This is a genomic window from Actinomyces sp. oral taxon 171 str. F0337, assembly GCF_005696555.1.
GTDB lineage: Bacteria > Actinomycetota > Actinomycetes > Actinomycetales > Actinomycetaceae > Actinomyces > Actinomyces oris_E.
This window is the reverse complement of sequence record NZ_CP040005.1, coordinates 839,228-856,136: the sequence shown is the minus strand read 5'-3', so window position 1 is coordinate 856,136 and position 16,909 is coordinate 839,228. Positions and strand designations below refer to the sequence as shown.

Here is a 16,909-nt window from a genome sequence, read left to right as displayed (position 1 = left end):
AAAATGCCCACGATACGGCTCACTATGAGCCGGGAGCGACCCAGGGGACGAGCGTATCGCGATCAATATCAGCATCGGTGACAGGGTCCTTCCATATCTCGGTGAACTCTCCCCGCCTTTCGGATCGGAAAATAGTCGGCTTATAGTCGCCGTGGTTGGACGCGCTTGACCAGGCGTTTCCAGGAGTCGGGTCCGACGTGTGCCCGGAGGCTCCGGATGGAGACGTCGTCGGCGCCAGCGGATGGTACACAGGCGCCTGGTAGTTCCGTGCCGCCTGGACCAGCTCGTCACTGAGAGGGATAGCGACGTAAGCGCCCTCGGTCGGCTGTCCGCAGCGACTGAGGTCGGAGAGCCCGTAGACCGAGATCGAGATGTAGGTTTGATCATTCGACAGGGAGGCACTGGCCGACGTGATCGCACAGGCGGGCTGGCTGAGCTGGACCACGATGTAGGTCCTCTCCCCCAGCACGCCGGCTCCAGCCCCCTGGGTTGTCGCCTGCGCCGGATCGAGGGTGGCCAAGGCGATCTTGGAGTTGATGACCGCGGCGGAGGCGAAGGCTGCGGGCTGATCACTCGCAGTCCACGGGTAGTAGACCGGCTTGACTCCGATTTGCTTCGAGGAGTCCGACTGATCGCGCTGGACCTCACCTTCAACCACCGGGGTGAAGAGAGTGACGGGCTCCCCACCGGCGACCGGGCTCGCCACAGCCGAGGAGAAAGGATCCACGGTCTTCCCCGAAGCAGTAGGACGAGGAGCCGGGGAGGAATCATCGCTATAGCAACCCACCATATAGGGAGGGCAAGGACCAGAATACGTATCATCAGCAGAGCTCCCCGATTTCGACACCCCCAGACTGCCTGATTGCATACCTAATCCAGCCAGAACCGCCGCCATCACGATGGTAAACAGACCCCCGAGACTCCGTAAACCATACGAGACCTCGGAGGGCTCATTAGCATCGGGGTCACGATATTTCCACCCTTCCGTCGCCCGCCAATTCCCTCTCGGGTTGACCATCTGCCACAATCCCAGCAATGCCATAACAATAGCCAACAGGATAAGCATCAACTGCGCTCCACCCACAGGAAGACACCTCACTCAAGATCGCATTCAATCAAACAGCACTAACCAGATCAGCGCTACCGGACGTCCACTATATTGCAATCCGACCATCTGGACGTCAGGTTTCCACCCCCTCGCCGTTCTGCCGTGCCCGCCCACCACCGTCGGTGGCCCGAGGGGGACCGCCCGGCCTCGCAGTGCTCCCCTCCCAGCCGCACCCCAACTCCGCACGGAGTGAACGAGCTGGACTCACCCCACCGTCGCGGGACTCTGGCGCTTACGATGAGTGAGGCGGCCGCCGGATCCGGAGAACTCTTCGGACAGCGTTCGAGGCCCTGCGAAGAGGAGGATTCATGAAGGCGCCCAGGAGACTAAGCGGGAGCAGGATCGCCGTCGGCGTGGCCGGCGTGGGCCTGACGGTGGGGGCCTTCAGCCTTTACTCCCGCAAGCGCTATGGCCGCTCGGCCGCGGCGAGCCTGGCGGAGTACGGAACCCGGCCGGTCAAGGCGCTGAACGCGTGCAGGCCGATCACCGAGCGGATCGCCCGCCTGGCCAGCCGCCCCGAACCTGCGCGCTCCGTCACCTTCCCCGCCTGGGGACGCTTCTTCTACGACCTGGAGCGGCGAGATAACTCCGGCATGCCCGTCTACCACGTCTACCCGCGGACACCGTCGAGCGCGGTCATCATCTACCTGCACGGCGGCGGCTACATCTCGACGGCGGTCTCGGCGCACGCCTGGCTGGTCGATCACCTGGCCCGCAGGACGGGGGCCGACGTCGTCATGCCGCTCTACCCGCTGACGCCCCACCACACCTGGTCCGAGGCGCACCGGTTGGTGCTGGACCTCTATCGGCGCACGGTCGCGGAGAACCCGGGTAAGCGGATCATCCTCATGGGGGACAGTGCGGGCGGGGGCCTGGCGGCAGTCATCTCCCTGTCCCTGGCCGAGGCGGGTGAGGCCCAGCCCGATGAGCTCGCCCTCATCTCCCCCTGGGTCGACATCACCAACACCAACCCGGATATCGCCGACTACGTCGACGCCGACCCGCTCATGGCGCCCGAGCCCCTCACTGAGATCGGCCGTTCCTGGGCGGGCGGCACCCCGCTGACCGACTGGCACCTCTCCCCCATCTACGGTGACCTGTCAGGTCTGAAGAAGGTGACGACCTTCGTGGGGACCCGAGAGATTTTCCTGCCGGACAGCACGCTCTTCCACGCCAAGCTCCTGGAGGCCGGGGTGGACTCAACGCTGCACGTCGGCGAGAACCTCAACCACGTCTACCCGATGTTCCCCACCCCGGAGGGACGCCGGGCGCGCCGAGACCTCGTCCGCCTGGTCACCGGTGAGCTCGCCTGACCAGCCGGCGCTCTTTAACCAGCGCTGCGAGGCAGAAGCACATGAGGTGTCAGCTGGCGGTCTGTCTCCTCTGACTGCCATACCTCGGAGAGCTTGGCACGGCTACGAGCCTGGAAGATGGTCGGGCTGTACTCCCCTTCGGGGGAACTCTGCCACCCGTACTTCAGCTCGGAGTCGTCCAGAGGATGGTAGGCGGGAGCCTCGTAGCTGCGCGCCTTCGCCACCTGCTCATCGGTGAGCGGGATGGCGACGTAAGCGCCCTCGGTTGTCTGCCCGCAGCGGGCCGGATCGGTGACCCCATGGACAGCGATCTGAATGCCCTGCTCATACTCTTCGACCGATACCGACGTGACGGCGCACACCGCCTTTGTCATCCGGACAATAATCGCAGTCCCCTCGCCCAATGCCGATTCTCCACCACTGGCCGTGGTCGCTTGGGCGGGATCGAGCGTCCCCAAGGCGACCTTGGAGTCGACGACGCTTGCCGCAGCGAAGGCACGCGGATGGTTTCCGGGCAGCCAAGAGTAATAGAAGGCGTCGATGCCGATGCTGACCGAAGAGTCCGATTTCTGCTCACCGGCCGCACCCTCGAGAACCGGCTTGAAAAGGACAACCGGCTCCCCAGATCCCACGGCAGTCGAAGAAGCTGACGGGAAAGGATCAACCGGAGACGAAGTCACGGTCGTCTCGGCATATCCATCACTATCCTCACCATCGCTCGAAGAATAAATGTTTGGGTACACATGAGGAGAGACATCATCCGTTGCGCGGTCACTCGCATTCCTGTGCGATGCCGACACAAAAAAGAATGCACCACCCACAATCACCAGAAGACTAACAAAGGCAAAGAACCGCTGCACCGCGAAGGCACTATCGGACGGCTCATTAGCCTCGGGGTCACGGAACTGCCAGGAAGGTTATTCAGGGGTTGGTGTAGGCGTAGAGGGCTAGGGTGGCTGTGATAGTTTCTTTGAAGGTGTGCAGGGGGCGCCTGTAGTCGTGGGCCAGGATCTTCCAGGATTTGATGTGCGCGATGGTTCTCTCCACGACATACCGGATTTCATTTAGGGATTTGTTGGCCTGCTTCTGGGCCTTGGTGAGCTCACTGTTGGGAGGTTTCTTGTAGGGGGTGAGAACCCCGGTTCCGATGTCGCCTTTATCGGCGATGCAGCAGGAGGGGTCGATCTCCTCCAAGAGACCGGAGGTGGTGATGGCCTTGGTGTCGTGGGTGGCCCCCGGTAGCGGGTCTGAGGCCCACCGCAGGCGCCCGGCGGGGCTGACCAGCACTTGCAGGCTCAGGCCGGTGCGCTTGTGCTTGCCCGACCACAGGTCCGTCCGATCCTTCCAGCTCCAGCACGCCAGGAGCGTACCGTCGATGATGTGCACGCCCCCATGGGGGACCTCCTCGACGGTCGTCAGCACAGGCCCCAAGACCCTGGCGATGATCCGGGTGACCACCGAGATCGCCCGCGAGATCGTCGGCTGTGACACCCCCATGATCTCGGCGATCGCCTCCTGGGAGGTGTTGGTGCGCAAATACATCAACGTCGCCCGCACCGCGGCCAGTGGGCCAAGAATTCTTGGCGCCAAGGAGATCTCAGTATCACCCAGCACCATTTCCACCAGGCAGCTCAACTGCGTTCTGTCCAGGCCCGTGATACCCTTACCCATGACGGCTCGTTCCTGAGAGGTTTCATGTAGCAATCTGATTCTCTCAGACCAACGAGCCGTCACCCATTCAACACACCGAACCCCTAAACCCCCACACACGCCCCTGAATAACCTTCCGTGTTCCTTAGTTTTATAGCGGTAGTTGCGAGCCAGAATAGCCCTCTATGCGCAAAAGCTGCTGCTTGAGCTCTGTGCCGTAAATGTAATTACCAAACCCACCCGTTGCCGGCACAACCCGGTGGCAAGGCACCAGCAGTGGTAGTGGGTTATTTTTGCAGGCGGTACCAACAGCGCGGGCTGCACCAGGGTAGCCAGCCGCTGCCGCTAACTCTTTATAGGAACGCACCTGGCCGTATGGAATACGACTCATAGCCTGATAGACAGCCCGTTGGAACGGCGTCATAGCAGTACGGGACTGATGGGGAATTACATCAAGTGCAGTGCAATCACCAGCACAATAGGCCCGCACGGCAACTACGTAGGGATGCTGCTGATCCGCCACGACGCTTCCCACAGCTTGCATCGTATAATCGGCGGGCTGCCCGCGGCTAAAAGCTGTTTTATATACCACGCCATGCTGATCGCAGTACAAAGCAAACCTCGTGTACGATACGCCCGTGTGCGCATGTGTGTCTACAATTACTATCGTTGTATCGTGCATTGTTGCCTATCTTGCATGCATCGATAGAATGCCAGCTACAAGAAGCAGAAACCCGATAAGCAGTAACGTTGCGCGAATTCCTTGAAAAATTTCCCATAGATTTCTTTGTCGTTTCCAGTCGCTAGGCAGGTCGTTAACATCCCACTTAGTAACAGCAAAGTTTCGCGGAACATTAATCGCCAAGGTGAAAGCAATCGAAAGAGCAAAACTTAGTGCTGATGATATCGCCAGAACGTGCACATGTTTTGGCTCGTCCTGAGTCATGAAGGCAAAGGATATGCCAATAACCGAACAAATTGTCATCGCAAACGGCATAAATACACCGAAAGTACCAACCAGCCCCTTCTCCACCATAATATGGTGTTTCGGCGGCAAGCGCTTCACGACGGGGTGAACGAATGCGAACGAACCGAATTCTGCCGATGCAGTAAAACCTGTAATCACAATAAAAACAAATTCTAACCAGTTCATGGGAACCTCCAAACTTAGTACTTCTTATCGATCAATTATACCATGAAGGTTATTCAGGGGCGTGTGTGGGGGTTTAGGGGTTCGGTGTGTTGAATGGGTGACGGCTCGTTGGTCTGAGAGAATCAGATTGCTACATGAAACCTCTCAGGAACGAGCCGTCATGGGTAAGGGTATCACAGGCCTGGACAGAACGCAGTTGAGCTGCCTGGTGGAAATGGTGCTGGATGACACTGAGATCCCCTTGGCGCCAAGAGTTCTTGGCCCACTGGCCGCGGTGCGGGCGACGTTGATGTAGTTGATGTATTTGCGCACCAACACCTCCCAGGAGGCGATCGCCGAGATCATGGGGGTGTCACAGCCGACGATCTCGCGGGCGATCTCGGTGGTCACCCGGATCATCGCCAGGGTCTTGGGGCCTGTGCTGACGACCGTCGAGGAGGTCCCCCATGGGGGCGTGCACATCATCGACGGTACGCTCCTGGCGTGCTGGAGCTGGAAGGATCGGACGGACCTGTGGTCGGGCAAGCACAAGCGCACCGGCCTGAGCCTGCAAGTGCTGGTCAGCCCCGCCGGGCGCCTGCGGTGGGCCTCAGACCCGCTACCGGGGGCCACCCACGACACCAAGGCCATCACCACCTCCGGTCTCTTGGAGGAGATCGACCCCTCCTGCTGCATCGCCGATAAAGGCGACATCGGAACCGGGGTTCTCACCCCCTACAAGAAACCTCCCAACAGTGAGCTCACCAAGGCCCAGAAGCAGGCCAACAAATCCCTAAATGAAATCCGGTATGTCGTGGAGAGAACCATCGCGCACATCAAATCCTGGAAGATCCTGGCCCACGACTACAGGCGCCCCCTGCACACCTTCAAAGAAACTATCACAGCCACCCTAGCCCTCTACGCCTACACCAACCCCTGAATAACCTTCCAGGTCGAGACCGCGCTTCTTAGCCCGCTTGAGGTCCTTCTTGCACTTGTTCGAGATGACGATCTGGAGCATCACAGGCCCAGGTCGTTGCGCAGGTCAGCTACGGTCCGGTAACGCTTGGCCGTTCCTGCGGCGATCGCCGCATCGGCCTCCTCGTAAGCCCGTCGTGCCTCGGCAGTCATGCCATAGGGACGTGAGGTGTCGAAAGGGAAACCCTTGAAGTCATTGAACGCACGGACGAACATGCGTACAGCATTGGACGGAGTCGTTCCCATCTGGCGAGCAAGCTCAACGAACAGACGCTTGTCCTCGGCATCGATCTTGACGTTGAGATTCTCCATAGCGGTCGACATCGCTTCCTCCTCGTCTCCCATCGAGGGTAACACGACGTGTCACGCTGGGGTACGGCTGCGCCAGGATCACCCGGCCTGGGCGGAGCGGTAGTACATGACCGCGACCTGGGTGCGGTTGCGCAGGCCGAGCTTGGCCAGGATCGCGCTGATGTGGTTGCGCACCGTGCCCTCGCTCACGAACAGCCGCGCCGCGGCCTCAGCGTTGTCCAGTCCCTCGGCCACAGCCTCGACAACTTCGTACTCGCGGTCGGTCAGGGCCGCGAAGGCGGTGCTCCGCAGGTCCTTGGCGGACGGCCCCCGGCTTCCCTCGGACTGCTCCCGCCCTGCGGTGCCTCCGCTAAGCCCCATGGTGGTGCTGCGCTCGAGCACCTCCCCCTCCAGGACGCAGACCCCGGCCATGACGGAGCGCAGCGCCGGGGCGACCTGGGCGACGTCCTGCTTGATGAGGTAGCCGCGCGCCCCCATCTTGAGGGCCCGCACGATGTACTCGTCGTCGGAGAAGGTGGTCAGGAAGACGATGCGCGCCCCGCCGTCCTCGGCCAGAATCTGTTCGGCCGCACTGAGCCCGTCCCCGCCGGGCATCTGGATATCCATGAGGAGGATGTCCGGGGTCAGCTCCCGGTAGCGCTCAGTAGCCTCGGGTCCCGAGCAGCCCAAGCCGACGACCTCGACGTCATCCTCAACCGACAGAATCGTGGACAGGGACTGGGCGACGAGCGCGTCGTCGTCAACGATGAGGACCCTCATGATGCTCCTTCTTTCCCTTGTCCGTCCTTGGGGATCGTGGCAAAGACCGTGAACCGTGGCCGCGGGGTGATGCGCACCCGTCCGCCCAGGGCCTCGACCCGCTCCGTCATGGAGCGCAGGCCCAGGCCCGAGCCGCCGCGGCCGTCCACGGCCGGCTCACCCTCGGCGGGAACGATGCCGTCATTGTCGACCGTCACCTGCCAGAACGCAGGGTAGTCGGCGACGGCCACGCGGGCCGAGCGGGCCCCACCGTGGCGGGCGGCGTTGGTCAGGGCCTCCCGAACGACGGCGACGACGCAGCGCGCCACCGCCGCCGGTGGCTCAGCCTCGGTGGAGCAGTCCACGCGCACCGACTCGATGCCGCAGCGCGAGCCCAGCAGGTTGAGGGAGGTGGCCAGCTCCTCGCCGTCGTCGGACAGGGCGTGGACGGAGCGGCGCATGGAGTCCAGGGCCTCGCCCAGGCCGCCGTCCAGGGTGGCCAGGTCGGCGACGACACCCGGCTCGTCACGGTGGACGACCTGGAGGGCCTTGACCTGCAGCAGGAGACGGGTGAGGAGGTGGCCGACGCCGTCGTGGATCTCGCGGGCGATGCGGGTGCGTTCGGCCAGGGCGGCGGCGCGCAGCTCGTAGTCCTGAGCCTGGAGCAGCTGGGCGTTCATGTCCTGCAGGGTGAGGACCTTCTCGCGCAGGTCGTCGCGCACCACGTGCAGACTCCTTCGCGCCTCCGCCTCCTGGACGGTGCGCAGCGCCAGGAGGGCCGCGAGCGCACAGACCGCCAGAGCCAGGGCCAGCACGGGCATGTCCTGAACCCGGGCTGCCATGAGAGCCGCGAAAAGAATGCAGACGGCCACCGTCACCATTCGCTCACTCCGGGTCCCGAGCGCGCCGAGGCGGGCCAGGGCGTAGACGACCAGCGGGGCCCCGGTCACGGAGTCCGTCGAGAGGGCCCCTACGAGGAGATAGGCGGCGGGCACGGCGATGCCCCAACGTCGCTGATCGACGGTCATGCTCAGGCCGGCGACGGTCACGGCCGCGATCAGCCAGATCACGGTCGCCGTCTTCACCTGCCCCACGAGCAGGGCCAGCAGGAGGCATCCGCACAGCAGTGCGCCCTTGTCGACCAGAACCCTCATCCCCCGATTATCGGTCGATGGCCCACGCTCGCGGGCTCGGCATGCCGTCGGCGGACGCGCTGCGGCATCTCATGACAGAAGTCATGGGCGGCCGGCCGCAGTCATGACACCAGGCACTTCTGGCCGCCCCCACGCCCCGCGACCATGGATGCCATGAGCCGGGGACCACCGGCGCAGCAATGGAAGGAGCCGAGATGGACATCAAGGATGAGAACCACGAGGCGAGCCTGGCGGTGGAGGTCGACTCACTGGTCAAGCGCTATGGGGAGCTGGTGGCGGTCGATGGCCTGTCGCTGACGATCCCGCGCGGCCAGGTCCTGGGGCTGCTCGGCCCGAACGGCTCGGGCAAGACGACGACGATCAGCTGTGTCCTTCAGCTGCTCACCTACGACAAGGGCTCGATCCGCGTCTTCGGTGAACCGATGACGCCCACCTCTTACGGCCTCAAGCGCCGCATCGGCGTGGTGCCTCAGGAGGTCGCCGTCTTCGATGAGCTCACGGTGGCGGAGAACGTCAATGCCTTCTGCGCCCTCTACGTGCGTGACCGTGCCGAAAGGCGCCGCCTGGTGGCCGAGGCAATCGCCTTCGTCGGCCTGGAGAAGTTCGTGAGGTTCAAGCCCAAGAAGCTCTCCGGCGGCCTGCTGCGCCGCCTCAACATCGCCTGCGGCATCGCCCATGGCCCCGACCTCATCTTCCTCGATGAGCCCACAGTCGCCGTCGACCCGCAGAGCCGGGGCGCCATCCTCGAGGGCATCAAGCGTCTCAACGAGCGCGGTGCCACCGTCATCTACACGAGCCACTACATGGAGGAGGTGGAGCAGCTGTGCGACCGGATCGTCATTATGGACCGCGGCCGGCAGGTGGCCTCCGGCACCTCCGACGAGCTCAAGGCCATGATCGGCACCGGTGAGCGCATCCGCGTGGAGGTCGTCGACCCCGCCCCGCTAGGCGAGGAGGCCCTGGAGGGCCTGCGCCGCCTGGAGCATGTGCGCACGGCCGCCTACCAGGACGGTGAGGTGCTCATCGAGTGCTCCCCCGGGGCTCACAACCTCACCGATGTCATGAGGGCACTGGATGCCGCTGGGGCGACCTGCGGCCGGGTGACCTCCGAGCCCCCGACCCTCAACGACGTCTTCCTGGAAATCACCGGGCGGGCCCTACGAGACGAGGCGGCCTGAGATGTTGACCGTCTTCCTGTATCAAGTACTCAGGCTCCTGCGAGACCGGGTCCTGCTCGTGTGGACACTCGGCATCCCCGTCGTCCTGTCCCTCATCTTCATGGCGATGTTCTCCAACCTGGAGAAAGCCTTCGAAGCCACCCCCATGAGCTTCGGCGTCGTCCAGGACGAGGCCTACCGGACAGCTCCGGGGCTGGACGCCGTCGTGGAGCGCATCTCCGCCGACGACGCCGATCATCACCTCATCACGAAGGTCACCCACTCCACGGTCGCGCAGGCCGAGACCGCCGCGAAGCGGGGAGAGACCAACGGGTACCTCGCCGTCGAGGGCAGCGAGCCCGTGCTGCACGTGACTCAGCAGGGCAACGAGGCCGAGACGACTCGGGTCCTGCGAGTGGTCATGGACTCCTACACCCAGAGGCAGGCCGAGTACGAGGCCCTAGCCAAGGCGGGGGCGGCTCCCGAGAAGCTGGCCGCGCTGGAGACCGACCAGTCCTTCACCCACTCGATCTCGGTGACGCCCTCCCCCGTCAAGCCGGAGACCCACTACTACTTCGCGCTGCTGGCCTTCGCCTGCGGCATGGGAACGACCGTGGCCATGGTGGCCGTGAAAGGAATCATGGCCGTCTCACCGGTGGGCGCCAGGCAGACCCTGGCGGGCCTGCCCCGGTGGAAGGTCCTGACGGCCACGCTCGCGGCCTCCTGGGTGTGCGTGTTCGCCTGCCTGCTCATCGCCTTCGCCTTCATGGCCTCGGTCGTGGGCGTGGACTTCGGGCCCCATGTGCTGCTGTGCCTCGTGGCGATCGGGGTGTGCAGCCTCATGGCGAGCGCGGTGGGAGCCGCCCTGGGGACGCTGGGTCGCCTGGAGACCGGGATAGTCTCCGGCTTCCCGGCCCTGCTGTCCTTGTTCACCGGCATGTACGGGCCCGCGTCCCAGTCCCTGGCCAGCTCTATTGAGGAGCACGCACCGCTGCTGGCGCAGGCCAATCCCCTGTGGCAGACGGCCCGCTGCTTCTACGGGCTCCTGTACTACGACTCTCTGGCGCCCTTCGCCCGCAGCTGCGCAGTCCTGCTGGGCATGACGTGCCTGTTCCTGACCATCGCCCTGATCCGCGCCAGGAGGATGACCCATGAGCACCTTTAAGACATGTGTGAGAGTTGTGGCCGCTCACCGGCTGTACATCCTCATCTACCTGGTGGTGCTGAGCCTGTTCGGTCTGTTCACCGGGATGGCCAAGTCCGAGGACAGCTCCGATGAGGTCACGGCTGCCACGGCGAGTGTGGCCGTCATCGACCGCGACGGCTCCACGATCTCCCGCGGGGTCAAGGGCTATGTCGAGTCCGTCGGCGAGGCTCAGCCGCTTGAGGACTCCAGGCAGGCCCTCCAGGACGCCACCGCGCAGAACCGCATCAGCTACATCCTCATCATTCCCGCCGGTTACGGGCAGAGGCTGCAGCAGGCGGCTCGCGAGGGCACCGAGCCGCCCCGCATGGACACGGTCATCGGGTACGAGTCGGCGTCCGGCGCGCTTATGAATGTGCGCGCCGACTCCTACGTGGGGCAGGTCAGCGACTACCTGTCGACCACCACGGACGACCCGGTCCGGGCCGTGGCACTTGCCAAGGAGACGATGAACCACTCCGCCCCCGCGAAACGGATCACCCCGGACGCCACGCCTCTGTCCCACAGCTTCGTCACCTACGCCAGGTTCTCGTTCTACCCGCTCATGGCCTTCGCGGTCGTCACGATCTCCACGCTGATGGCGGCGCTGGGGCGCCGGGAGGTGCGCGCACGCCTCGAGGCCACCCCGGTGAGCGGTACTGTCCGTAGCCTCGGGCTGCTGGGCGCATGCCTCGTGGTGGGGCTCGCCGGGTGGCTGTGGGTCTTCGGGCTGGGAGTGGCGGCCTTCGGCCTGGGCAGCGTGGCGACGTCGGCTCCGCTTCTGGGAGTGGTCGCAGCGGCGGTGGGCAGCTACACGCTCGTGGCGGTCTCGATCGGATTCCTCATGGGGCAGATAGGTCTGGGACAGCACGCGGCCAACGCGGTCGCCAACATCGGCGGCATGGCCCTGTCCTTCCTGGGTGGGGCGTGGGTGCCCATCGAGTGGTTGCCCGACTCGCTCGCCCGGGCGGCGAGGCTCACGCCCGGCTACTGGGCGGACCGAGCGATCTCCGGGGCGTACGAGGCGACCTCCATGTCCGCCGCCGTCATTGGGCCCCTGCTGGTGGACTGCGGCATCTGCGCCCTGTTCGCCGTCGCGGTCTTCTCCGTCGCCGTGGCCGTGGGGCGCGCCCGGGCCCGGTCGGCCCTGTAGGACGCAGGGGCGCGGAGCACCCGCAAACACGACCTTGGGGCCGGCCACCACCTGGTGGCCGGCCCCAAAAGTCTGGCCCTACGGTCGACGCCGAGGTCGTCACTTCACCGCGACGAAGACCTTGTCGGCGAGAAGACCGGGGGTCACCGCAAGAACCCCGTCCTGGGCGTTGGCCGACGGCACCGCGCGCACAACGTTGCCTGAGACGCTGGCCCCGTTGTACAGCGTGGTCAGAGTATCGATGGCATCCGGGGCGACGGCGATGGAGTCGGCCCCATCGACGGTGACACCATCCGCCGTCACGAAGTCGACCAGCACAAAAGCAGGTGTGTCTCCGCTTGGGTCGTTGCCGATGTAGGTGGCGGTGTAGTTGATGAGAACGTATTCCTTCCCTTCAGCGGGAGGGTCGTTGAACTGGTTGGCCGCGGCAACCTGATCGTCAGCCTTGAAAGTGACCGAGTTGATGACCACTTTCCATTCCTTGCTGGAGATCTCGGTACGGAGCGGGTAGGGGTTCTCCCGAGTCTTTCCCTGTGCGGAGTCCGCAGCACTCGATCCTTCTGAGTTCGACGACGCCCCATCGGGAGCCGGCGCCGCAGAGACGGCACTCGTGGAGGACATCGCCTCATCGACAGCGTTGCTCACAACCACAAGGAAGACGAAGACACCGACGACAGTTCCGACAACCGAGACGATCACCGCGGTGATTGCAGGCCAGATCACCTCCCCCTTCCGGAAGAGACCCACCAAACCGACGATGAAGGAGATTGGCAGCAGAATCCAGCCGACGATGAGCGCGCCAGGGACGCAGGCGAAGATGAACCCGATGATCGCCATCACCAGAGCAACGATGCCCACGGTGTTGCGCCCCTTCTTTACTGGCGCAGGCGCTTGCTGAATGGGCACAGGAACCTGATCTTGAGGCGGGTACTGCTGGGGAGGGACGGACTGAGGAGGGTACGACATTGTGGCTCCTGATATTCGACAGTATGCCGAAATGAGACAAACGAATGCAGCGACACCCGCTGCGCCACTCATCGTAGCTAGAACAACACCCGGACAGCACACCCGGAGGCACAGAATTCAGAATTCTTACATTCCAAAATGAACACTAACCGTCCGAATGAAACTTAATGTCATCGCAACTACCAGCGACATGACCACTACTCGCCAGACATACACCTGCGCACATCGACCACTGCAAATTAATACATCCAACCAAAGGAATATAGCAACCCCTAAAATTGAGTAGCCGTCAACAATAATTCACTCCCGGAGTCAAACTCCATTGAAACTCAGGACTCGAGGACCACTATCGATCTGCCGGCGATTTTTCAAGACTCCAGCTGACACTCAGAAAAGCGCCCAACATTCCCGTAGCTCACGCAATCGCCACCCTAAATCCAAGCCTTCCCGGATCGGGAACGCCCTTCCTGCACGAGGACTGATTTCTCCTCCAGACCACTGCGGGGAAATCCCAGCAGTCTGGAGGACACGTACGTCGTCGGCGAGAATCGCAGTCCTCGATCCACAGGCCAGGCCCACTGCAAGGAGGCGGTTCTAAACGTTGGTCGATGACGGCCTACGACGACAGCGCTAGAGCTTCTCCAATAGCTGACGCTTGGCAATGGCGAAGTCGGCATCATCCAGAATGCCTTCCTTACGTAGCTCAGCCAACTCACGTAGACGTTTCGCGACATCTTCAGTAGATAGGCCAGGAGAACTCATCCCCTGAGAAACCTCGACCTGACCTGACGGAAGAGTGGGAGCGTTCGACATCACAGGCCCACGCCCCAGGGCGGTCAGCACCGAGTTACCTGTTTGCTCCAGGACAGCGCCAACACTTTCATGATCTTTTCTGGGCATGGGGATGCCCGTTTTCGGATGCTTCACCTGATTCGTCAGCACATGAACTCTCTGGTCAGTGGTAATAGTCAGGACAGCCTTCGCTGACATGATTTTAGCAACCGTACCAGCCCCTGCGGCAGCAAGGCCAATACCACTTGAAACCGCCATCCCTACAGGGTGACGTTTCGCGATCATCGACACCACCTTGACTGCAGTTCCGGCCGTCGCAACCGATGGCGCAGCCACCGCACCAACCGCCCCAGAATTGCCACCATCAGGGCGCTCAAAAGATATAGAGATCAGATTCTCGTAAGGAGTCGATTCGTCCATCCAACAAGAACGTCCACCTTCATTGGGTCCAGCTACACGCACATACCCGTTCTCATAGATCTCAACTTCCGAAGCCCCAAACTCTCCACTCGTCACCCGCCTTCCAGCCATCCGAGCGCACTCGGCTTGCCGAAGACGCTCTTCACGCTCACGCTTCTCACGCTCTCGACGCGCCCTCACGCCGGCAGTCAGCGCCCCGATCGCCAGACTCTTTTGTTCAACCGCCGCATTCTTGACAGCCTGCCCCAGGGCGTTGAGTATTCCAGGCTCCTTCACAGGCTGTCCGACCGACCCAGCCACCTGCCCATAACCCGCCGCACCAGGGTCCCCCGGGACGGAGGAGACATCCTGCGCATAGACACCCCATGCGCTGCCATCCCACCATCGTTGCTGGCCCGTTCCATCGTCATACCAACCTGCTGGGGCAGACACCGCCACACCTCCATTGACGTGTTTTATGGGCGTGATCGTAGCACTGTCAACACTCCTCGGGAGAGGCGGGATTCGATAATCATCCACCCCTTCAATTAACCTCTACTTTTGGCTCTTTCGAAGCACGGAAGTCGCATGCATTATTGACCTAACAGTGATTTCGCAAAGCCTCTTCCGACCACCGAGAGGAGCACTCCACCACCCCCACAGGTCACGCAATCGCCACCCCAAATCCAAGCCTTCCCGGATCGGGAACGTACTTCCTGCACGAGGACTGACTTTTCCTCCAGATCACTGCGGGGGAACCCCAGTGATCTGGAGGACACGTACGTCCTCGGCAGGAATCGCAGTCCTCAATCCGCAGCTCCGACCCACTGCCCCACCCGACAGCCGGCCCCGCCCCGACCAGGGCCGGGAAGCACGCCGGATCGCACTCACCCACGGGCACAGCAAGGCCCCGCCGGCGCATTGCACCGGCGGGGCCCAGCAGGCGGCGGGCTATCGTTCCGACTCGCCCGTCACTCCCACTCGATGGTGCCCGGAGGCTTGCTCGTGCAGTCGAGCACCACCCGGTTGACCTCCGGCACGGAGTTGGTGATCCGGTTGGAGATGCGTGCCAGGACGTCGTAAGGCAGGCGGGTCCAGTCCGCGGTCATGGCGTCCTCGCTGCTGACCGGCCGCAGAACAATGGGGTGGCCGTAGGTGCGCCCATCACCCTGCACCCCTACGGAGCGCACGTCGGCCAGCAGCACCACCGGGCACTGCCAGATCTCGTCGTCGAGCCCAGCGGCGGTGAGCTCTTCGCGGGCGATGGCGTCGGCGGCCCGCAGCACACACAGGTTCTCGGCCGTCACCTCGCCGATGACGCGGATACCCAGCCCCGGCCCGGGGAAGGGCTGACGGGCGACGATCTTCTCCGGCACGCCCAGCTCGCGGCCGATGGCGCGCACCTCATCCTTGAACAGCTCGCGCAGCGGCTCGATGAGCTCGAAGTCGAGGTCCTCGGGCAGGCCGCCCACGTTGTGGTGGCTCTTGATGTTGGCGGCGCCCTCTCCCCCGCCGGACTCAACGACGTCGGGGTAGAGAGTCCCCTGGACCAGGAAGCGGATCTCACCGCCCTCAGCGCCCACGGCCTCGATGACCCGGCGCTGGGCGGCCTCGAAGGAGCGGATGAACTCCCGGCCGATGATCTTGCGCTTGGCCTCCGGCTCGGTGACGCCGGCCAGGGCGCTCAGGAAGCGCTCGGTCTCGTCGACCGTGATGACGCGGATGCCCATGCCCTCGGCGTAGTCGTGCTCGACCTGCTCGCGCTCGCCGGCGCGCAGCAGGCCGTGGTCGACGAAGATGCAGGTGAGCTGGTCGCCGATGGCGCGGTGGACGAGGGCGGCGGCCACGGAGGAGTCCACCCCCCCGCTCAGGCCGCAGATGACGTGGGCGTCGCCCACCTGCTCGCGGATGCGGGCCACCTGCTCGTCGATGATGTTGTTCGGCGTCCAGGTGGCCGCCAGTCCTGCCTCCTTGTGCAGGAAGTTGACCAGGGCGGCCTGCCCGTGCTCGGAGTGGAGGACCTCGGGGTGCCACTGCAGCCCGTAGAGGCGGCGGCCCGGGTTCTCGAAGGCGGCCACCGGAGTCTGGGAGGTGGAGGCGGTGACGGTGAAGCCCTCGGGGGCGGCCTGGACCGCGTCACCGTGGCTCATCCACACCACCTGGTCGTCCGGGGTGCCGTCGAACAGGCAGGAGCCCTCCGCCACTCGGGCGGGGGTGTGCCCGTACTCGCGGGTTCCGGTGCGGCCGACCGTTCCGCCTAGGGCCTGGGCCATGGCCTGGAATCCGTAGCAGATGCCCAGGACCGGTACTCCGGCGTCGAAGAGGGCCGGGTCGACGGATGGGGCGCCGTCGGCGTAGACCGAGGAGGGGCCGCCGGAGAGGATGATGGCCGACGGCTGCTTATCCAGCATGGCGGCGACATCCATGGAGTGGGGCACGATCTCGGAGTAGACACCGGCCTCGCGCACGCGGCGGGCGATGAGCTGGGCGTACTGTGCGCCGAAGTCCACCACGAGGACGGGGCCGACGGCGCTGGAAGAAGTCTGGCTGGTCGTCACCGGAACAGAATAGCCGGGGCAGCAACCGACCACCTTCCGCCCTGCCGGCCGGCGACGTCACCACTTCTCGGCATTGCCCACCACACAGGATGACTAGACCAGTGGTTGACGTCGCACTCCTACAGCACAGGTCACGTCTCCGGATCAAAACCACCGCAACGCCGACACCCCTCGAGCCCCGTCGCAGCCCGGAATCCCCTCAATAACGTCACATCTGGACACACGCCTCCACGCTCGGACCACACCCCTCCCAGTGCCACCTGTGATCCACGGACTATCGACGCAACACACGTCACGATCCTTTGTCTAGACAATC

The 16,909-nt window shown here is 63.7% G+C and carries 16 protein-coding genes and 1 pseudogene; 5 read left to right on the top strand and 12 right to left on the bottom strand.

Annotation, left to right across the window (positions count from 1 at the left end; genetic code table 11):
• Positions 1-22: 22 nt before the first annotated feature.
• Both FBF36_RS03765 and FBF36_RS13780 read right to left on the bottom strand, forming a co-directional pair.
• The gene (locus FBF36_RS03765; RefSeq protein ID WP_225792457.1) at positions 23-727 is read right to left on the bottom strand and encodes a hypothetical protein; all 705 of its coding nucleotides are present in this window, start codon (positions 725-727) and stop codon (positions 23-25) included.
• A gap of 168 nt (positions 728-895) precedes the next feature.
• A pseudogene (locus FBF36_RS13780) lies at positions 896-1,066 on the bottom strand (DUF6199 family natural product biosynthesis protein); the annotation flags it as partial.
• Positions 1,067-1,416: 350 nt separating this feature from the next.
• On the opposite strand from FBF36_RS13780, the gene FBF36_RS03760 reads away from it, so the two are divergent.
• The gene (locus tag FBF36_RS03760; protein ID WP_009394755.1) at positions 1,417-2,421 is read left to right on the top strand and encodes an alpha/beta hydrolase; all 1,005 of its coding nucleotides are present in this window, start codon (positions 1,417-1,419) and stop codon (positions 2,419-2,421) included.
• A 14-nt stretch (positions 2,422-2,435) separates the two neighbouring features.
• Here FBF36_RS03760 and FBF36_RS03755 read toward each other — a convergent pair whose 3' ends face one another.
• The 4 genes from FBF36_RS03755 to FBF36_RS03740 all read right to left on the bottom strand — a co-directional run bounded on the left by FBF36_RS03755 (position 2,436) and on the right by FBF36_RS03740 (position 5,224).
• A complete protein-coding gene (locus FBF36_RS03755) occupies positions 2,436-3,281 on the bottom strand; it encodes a hypothetical protein (protein WP_225792456.1) in 846 nt (281 codons plus the stop codon).
• Between the two features lie 61 nt (positions 3,282-3,342).
• Positions 3,343-4,092: a transposase family protein gene (locus FBF36_RS03750; RefSeq protein ID WP_192574993.1), complete on the bottom strand. Its 750-nt coding sequence runs from the start codon at positions 4,090-4,092 to the stop codon at positions 3,343-3,345.
• Positions 4,093-4,222: 130 nt separating this feature from the next.
• Positions 4,223-4,495, bottom strand: coding sequence for a methylated-DNA--[protein]-cysteine S-methyltransferase (locus FBF36_RS13775; protein WP_412784065.1), 273 nt, complete (start codon positions 4,493-4,495; stop codon positions 4,223-4,225).
• A gap of 264 nt (positions 4,496-4,759) precedes the next feature.
• Positions 4,760-5,224 (bottom strand): DUF1772 domain-containing protein, encoded by a 465-nt coding sequence (locus tag FBF36_RS03740; protein ID WP_087944001.1) that lies wholly within the window; start codon positions 5,222-5,224, stop codon positions 4,760-4,762.
• 298 nt (positions 5,225-5,522) lie between these two features.
• Between FBF36_RS03740 and FBF36_RS03735 the strand changes: the two genes are divergently transcribed.
• Positions 5,523-6,143 (top strand): transposase family protein, encoded by a 621-nt coding sequence (locus FBF36_RS03735; protein WP_138137180.1) that lies wholly within the window; start codon positions 5,523-5,525, stop codon positions 6,141-6,143.
• 80 nt (positions 6,144-6,223) lie between these two features.
• Here the strand turns inward: FBF36_RS03735 and FBF36_RS03725 are convergent, their stop codons facing one another.
• From FBF36_RS03725 to FBF36_RS03715, 3 genes are all read right to left on the bottom strand, one after another.
• Entirely contained in the window at positions 6,224-6,505 is a 282-nt protein-coding gene (locus tag FBF36_RS03725) for a type II toxin-antitoxin system RelB/DinJ family antitoxin (protein WP_009406362.1), read from the bottom strand.
• Positions 6,506-6,571: 66 nt separating this feature from the next.
• The gene (locus tag FBF36_RS03720) at positions 6,572-7,252 is read right to left on the bottom strand and encodes a response regulator transcription factor (RefSeq protein WP_009394655.1); all 681 of its coding nucleotides are present in this window, start codon (positions 7,250-7,252) and stop codon (positions 6,572-6,574) included.
• Entirely contained in the window at positions 7,249-8,385 is a 1,137-nt protein-coding gene (locus FBF36_RS03715) for a sensor histidine kinase (RefSeq protein ID WP_138137177.1), read from the bottom strand. The genes FBF36_RS03720 and FBF36_RS03715 overlap by 4 nt, the downstream gene beginning before the upstream one ends.
• Positions 8,386-8,579: 194 nt before the next feature.
• Here FBF36_RS03715 and FBF36_RS03710 point away from each other — a divergent pair, with 194 nt between their 5' ends.
• Genes FBF36_RS03710 through FBF36_RS03700 form a run of 3 tightly spaced genes read left to right on the top strand, consistent with a single transcriptional unit; the run spans position 8,580 to position 11,878 of the window.
• The gene (locus tag FBF36_RS03710) at positions 8,580-9,563 is read left to right on the top strand and encodes an ABC transporter ATP-binding protein (RefSeq protein WP_034491033.1); all 984 of its coding nucleotides are present in this window, start codon (positions 8,580-8,582) and stop codon (positions 9,561-9,563) included.
• Position 9,564: 1 nt separating this feature from the next.
• Positions 9,565-10,707, top strand: a complete 1,143-nt coding sequence (locus FBF36_RS03705; protein WP_009393491.1) for an ABC transporter permease — start codon at positions 9,565-9,567, stop codon at positions 10,705-10,707.
• Positions 10,694-11,878, top strand: coding sequence for an ABC transporter permease (locus tag FBF36_RS03700; RefSeq protein WP_225792455.1), 1,185 nt, complete (start codon positions 10,694-10,696; stop codon positions 11,876-11,878). Before FBF36_RS03705 ends, FBF36_RS03700 begins: the two co-directional genes overlap by 14 nt.
• Positions 11,879-11,977: 99 nt before the next feature.
• On the opposite strand, the gene FBF36_RS03695 is transcribed toward FBF36_RS03700, so the two are convergent.
• The 3 genes from FBF36_RS03695 to guaA all read right to left on the bottom strand — a co-directional run bounded on the left by FBF36_RS03695 (position 11,978) and on the right by guaA (position 16,593).
• Positions 11,978-12,736: a DUF4352 domain-containing protein gene (locus FBF36_RS03695; protein ID WP_225792454.1), complete on the bottom strand. Its 759-nt coding sequence runs from the start codon at positions 12,734-12,736 to the stop codon at positions 11,978-11,980.
• A gap of 738 nt (positions 12,737-13,474) precedes the next feature.
• Complete coding sequence (locus FBF36_RS03690; RefSeq protein ID WP_225792453.1) at positions 13,475-14,494, bottom strand: DUF2510 domain-containing protein; 1,020 nt, start codon at positions 14,492-14,494, stop codon at positions 13,475-13,477.
• A gap of 512 nt (positions 14,495-15,006) precedes the next feature.
• Positions 15,007-16,593 (bottom strand): glutamine-hydrolyzing GMP synthase, encoded by a 1,587-nt coding sequence (gene guaA / locus FBF36_RS03685; protein ID WP_009393486.1) that lies wholly within the window; start codon positions 16,591-16,593, stop codon positions 15,007-15,009.
• Positions 16,594-16,909: the final 316 nt, after the last annotated feature.

Coding starts and splice junctions, on each gene's coding strand:
- FBF36_RS03760 (WP_009394755.1), top strand. CDS start 1,417: ATGAAGGCGCCCAGGAGACTAAGCGGGAGCAGGATCGCCGTCGGCGTG.
- FBF36_RS03750 (WP_192574993.1), bottom strand. CDS start 4,092: ATGGGTAAGGGTATCACGGGCCTGGACAGAACGCAGTTGAGCTGCCTG.
- FBF36_RS13775 (WP_412784065.1), bottom strand. CDS start 4,495: ATGACGCCGTTCCAACGGGCTGTCTATCAGGCTATGAGTCGTATTCCA.
- FBF36_RS03740 (WP_087944001.1), bottom strand. CDS start 5,224: ATGAACTGGTTAGAATTTGTTTTTATTGTGATTACAGGTTTTACTGCA.
- FBF36_RS03735 (WP_138137180.1), top strand. CDS start 5,523: ATGTATTTGCGCACCAACACCTCCCAGGAGGCGATCGCCGAGATCATG.
- FBF36_RS03725 (WP_009406362.1), bottom strand. CDS start 6,505: ATGTCGACCGCTATGGAGAATCTCAACGTCAAGATCGATGCCGAGGAC.
- FBF36_RS03720 (WP_009394655.1), bottom strand. CDS start 7,252: ATGAGGGTCCTCATCGTTGACGACGACGCGCTCGTCGCCCAGTCCCTG.
- FBF36_RS03715 (WP_138137177.1), bottom strand. CDS start 8,385: ATGAGGGTTCTGGTCGACAAGGGCGCACTGCTGTGCGGATGCCTCCTG.
- FBF36_RS03710 (WP_034491033.1), top strand. CDS start 8,580: ATGGACATCAAGGATGAGAACCACGAGGCGAGCCTGGCGGTGGAGGTC.
- FBF36_RS03705 (WP_009393491.1), top strand. CDS start 9,565: ATGTTGACCGTCTTCCTGTATCAAGTACTCAGGCTCCTGCGAGACCGG.
- FBF36_RS03700 (WP_225792455.1), top strand. CDS start 10,694: ATGAGCACCTTTAAGACATGTGTGAGAGTTGTGGCCGCTCACCGGCTG.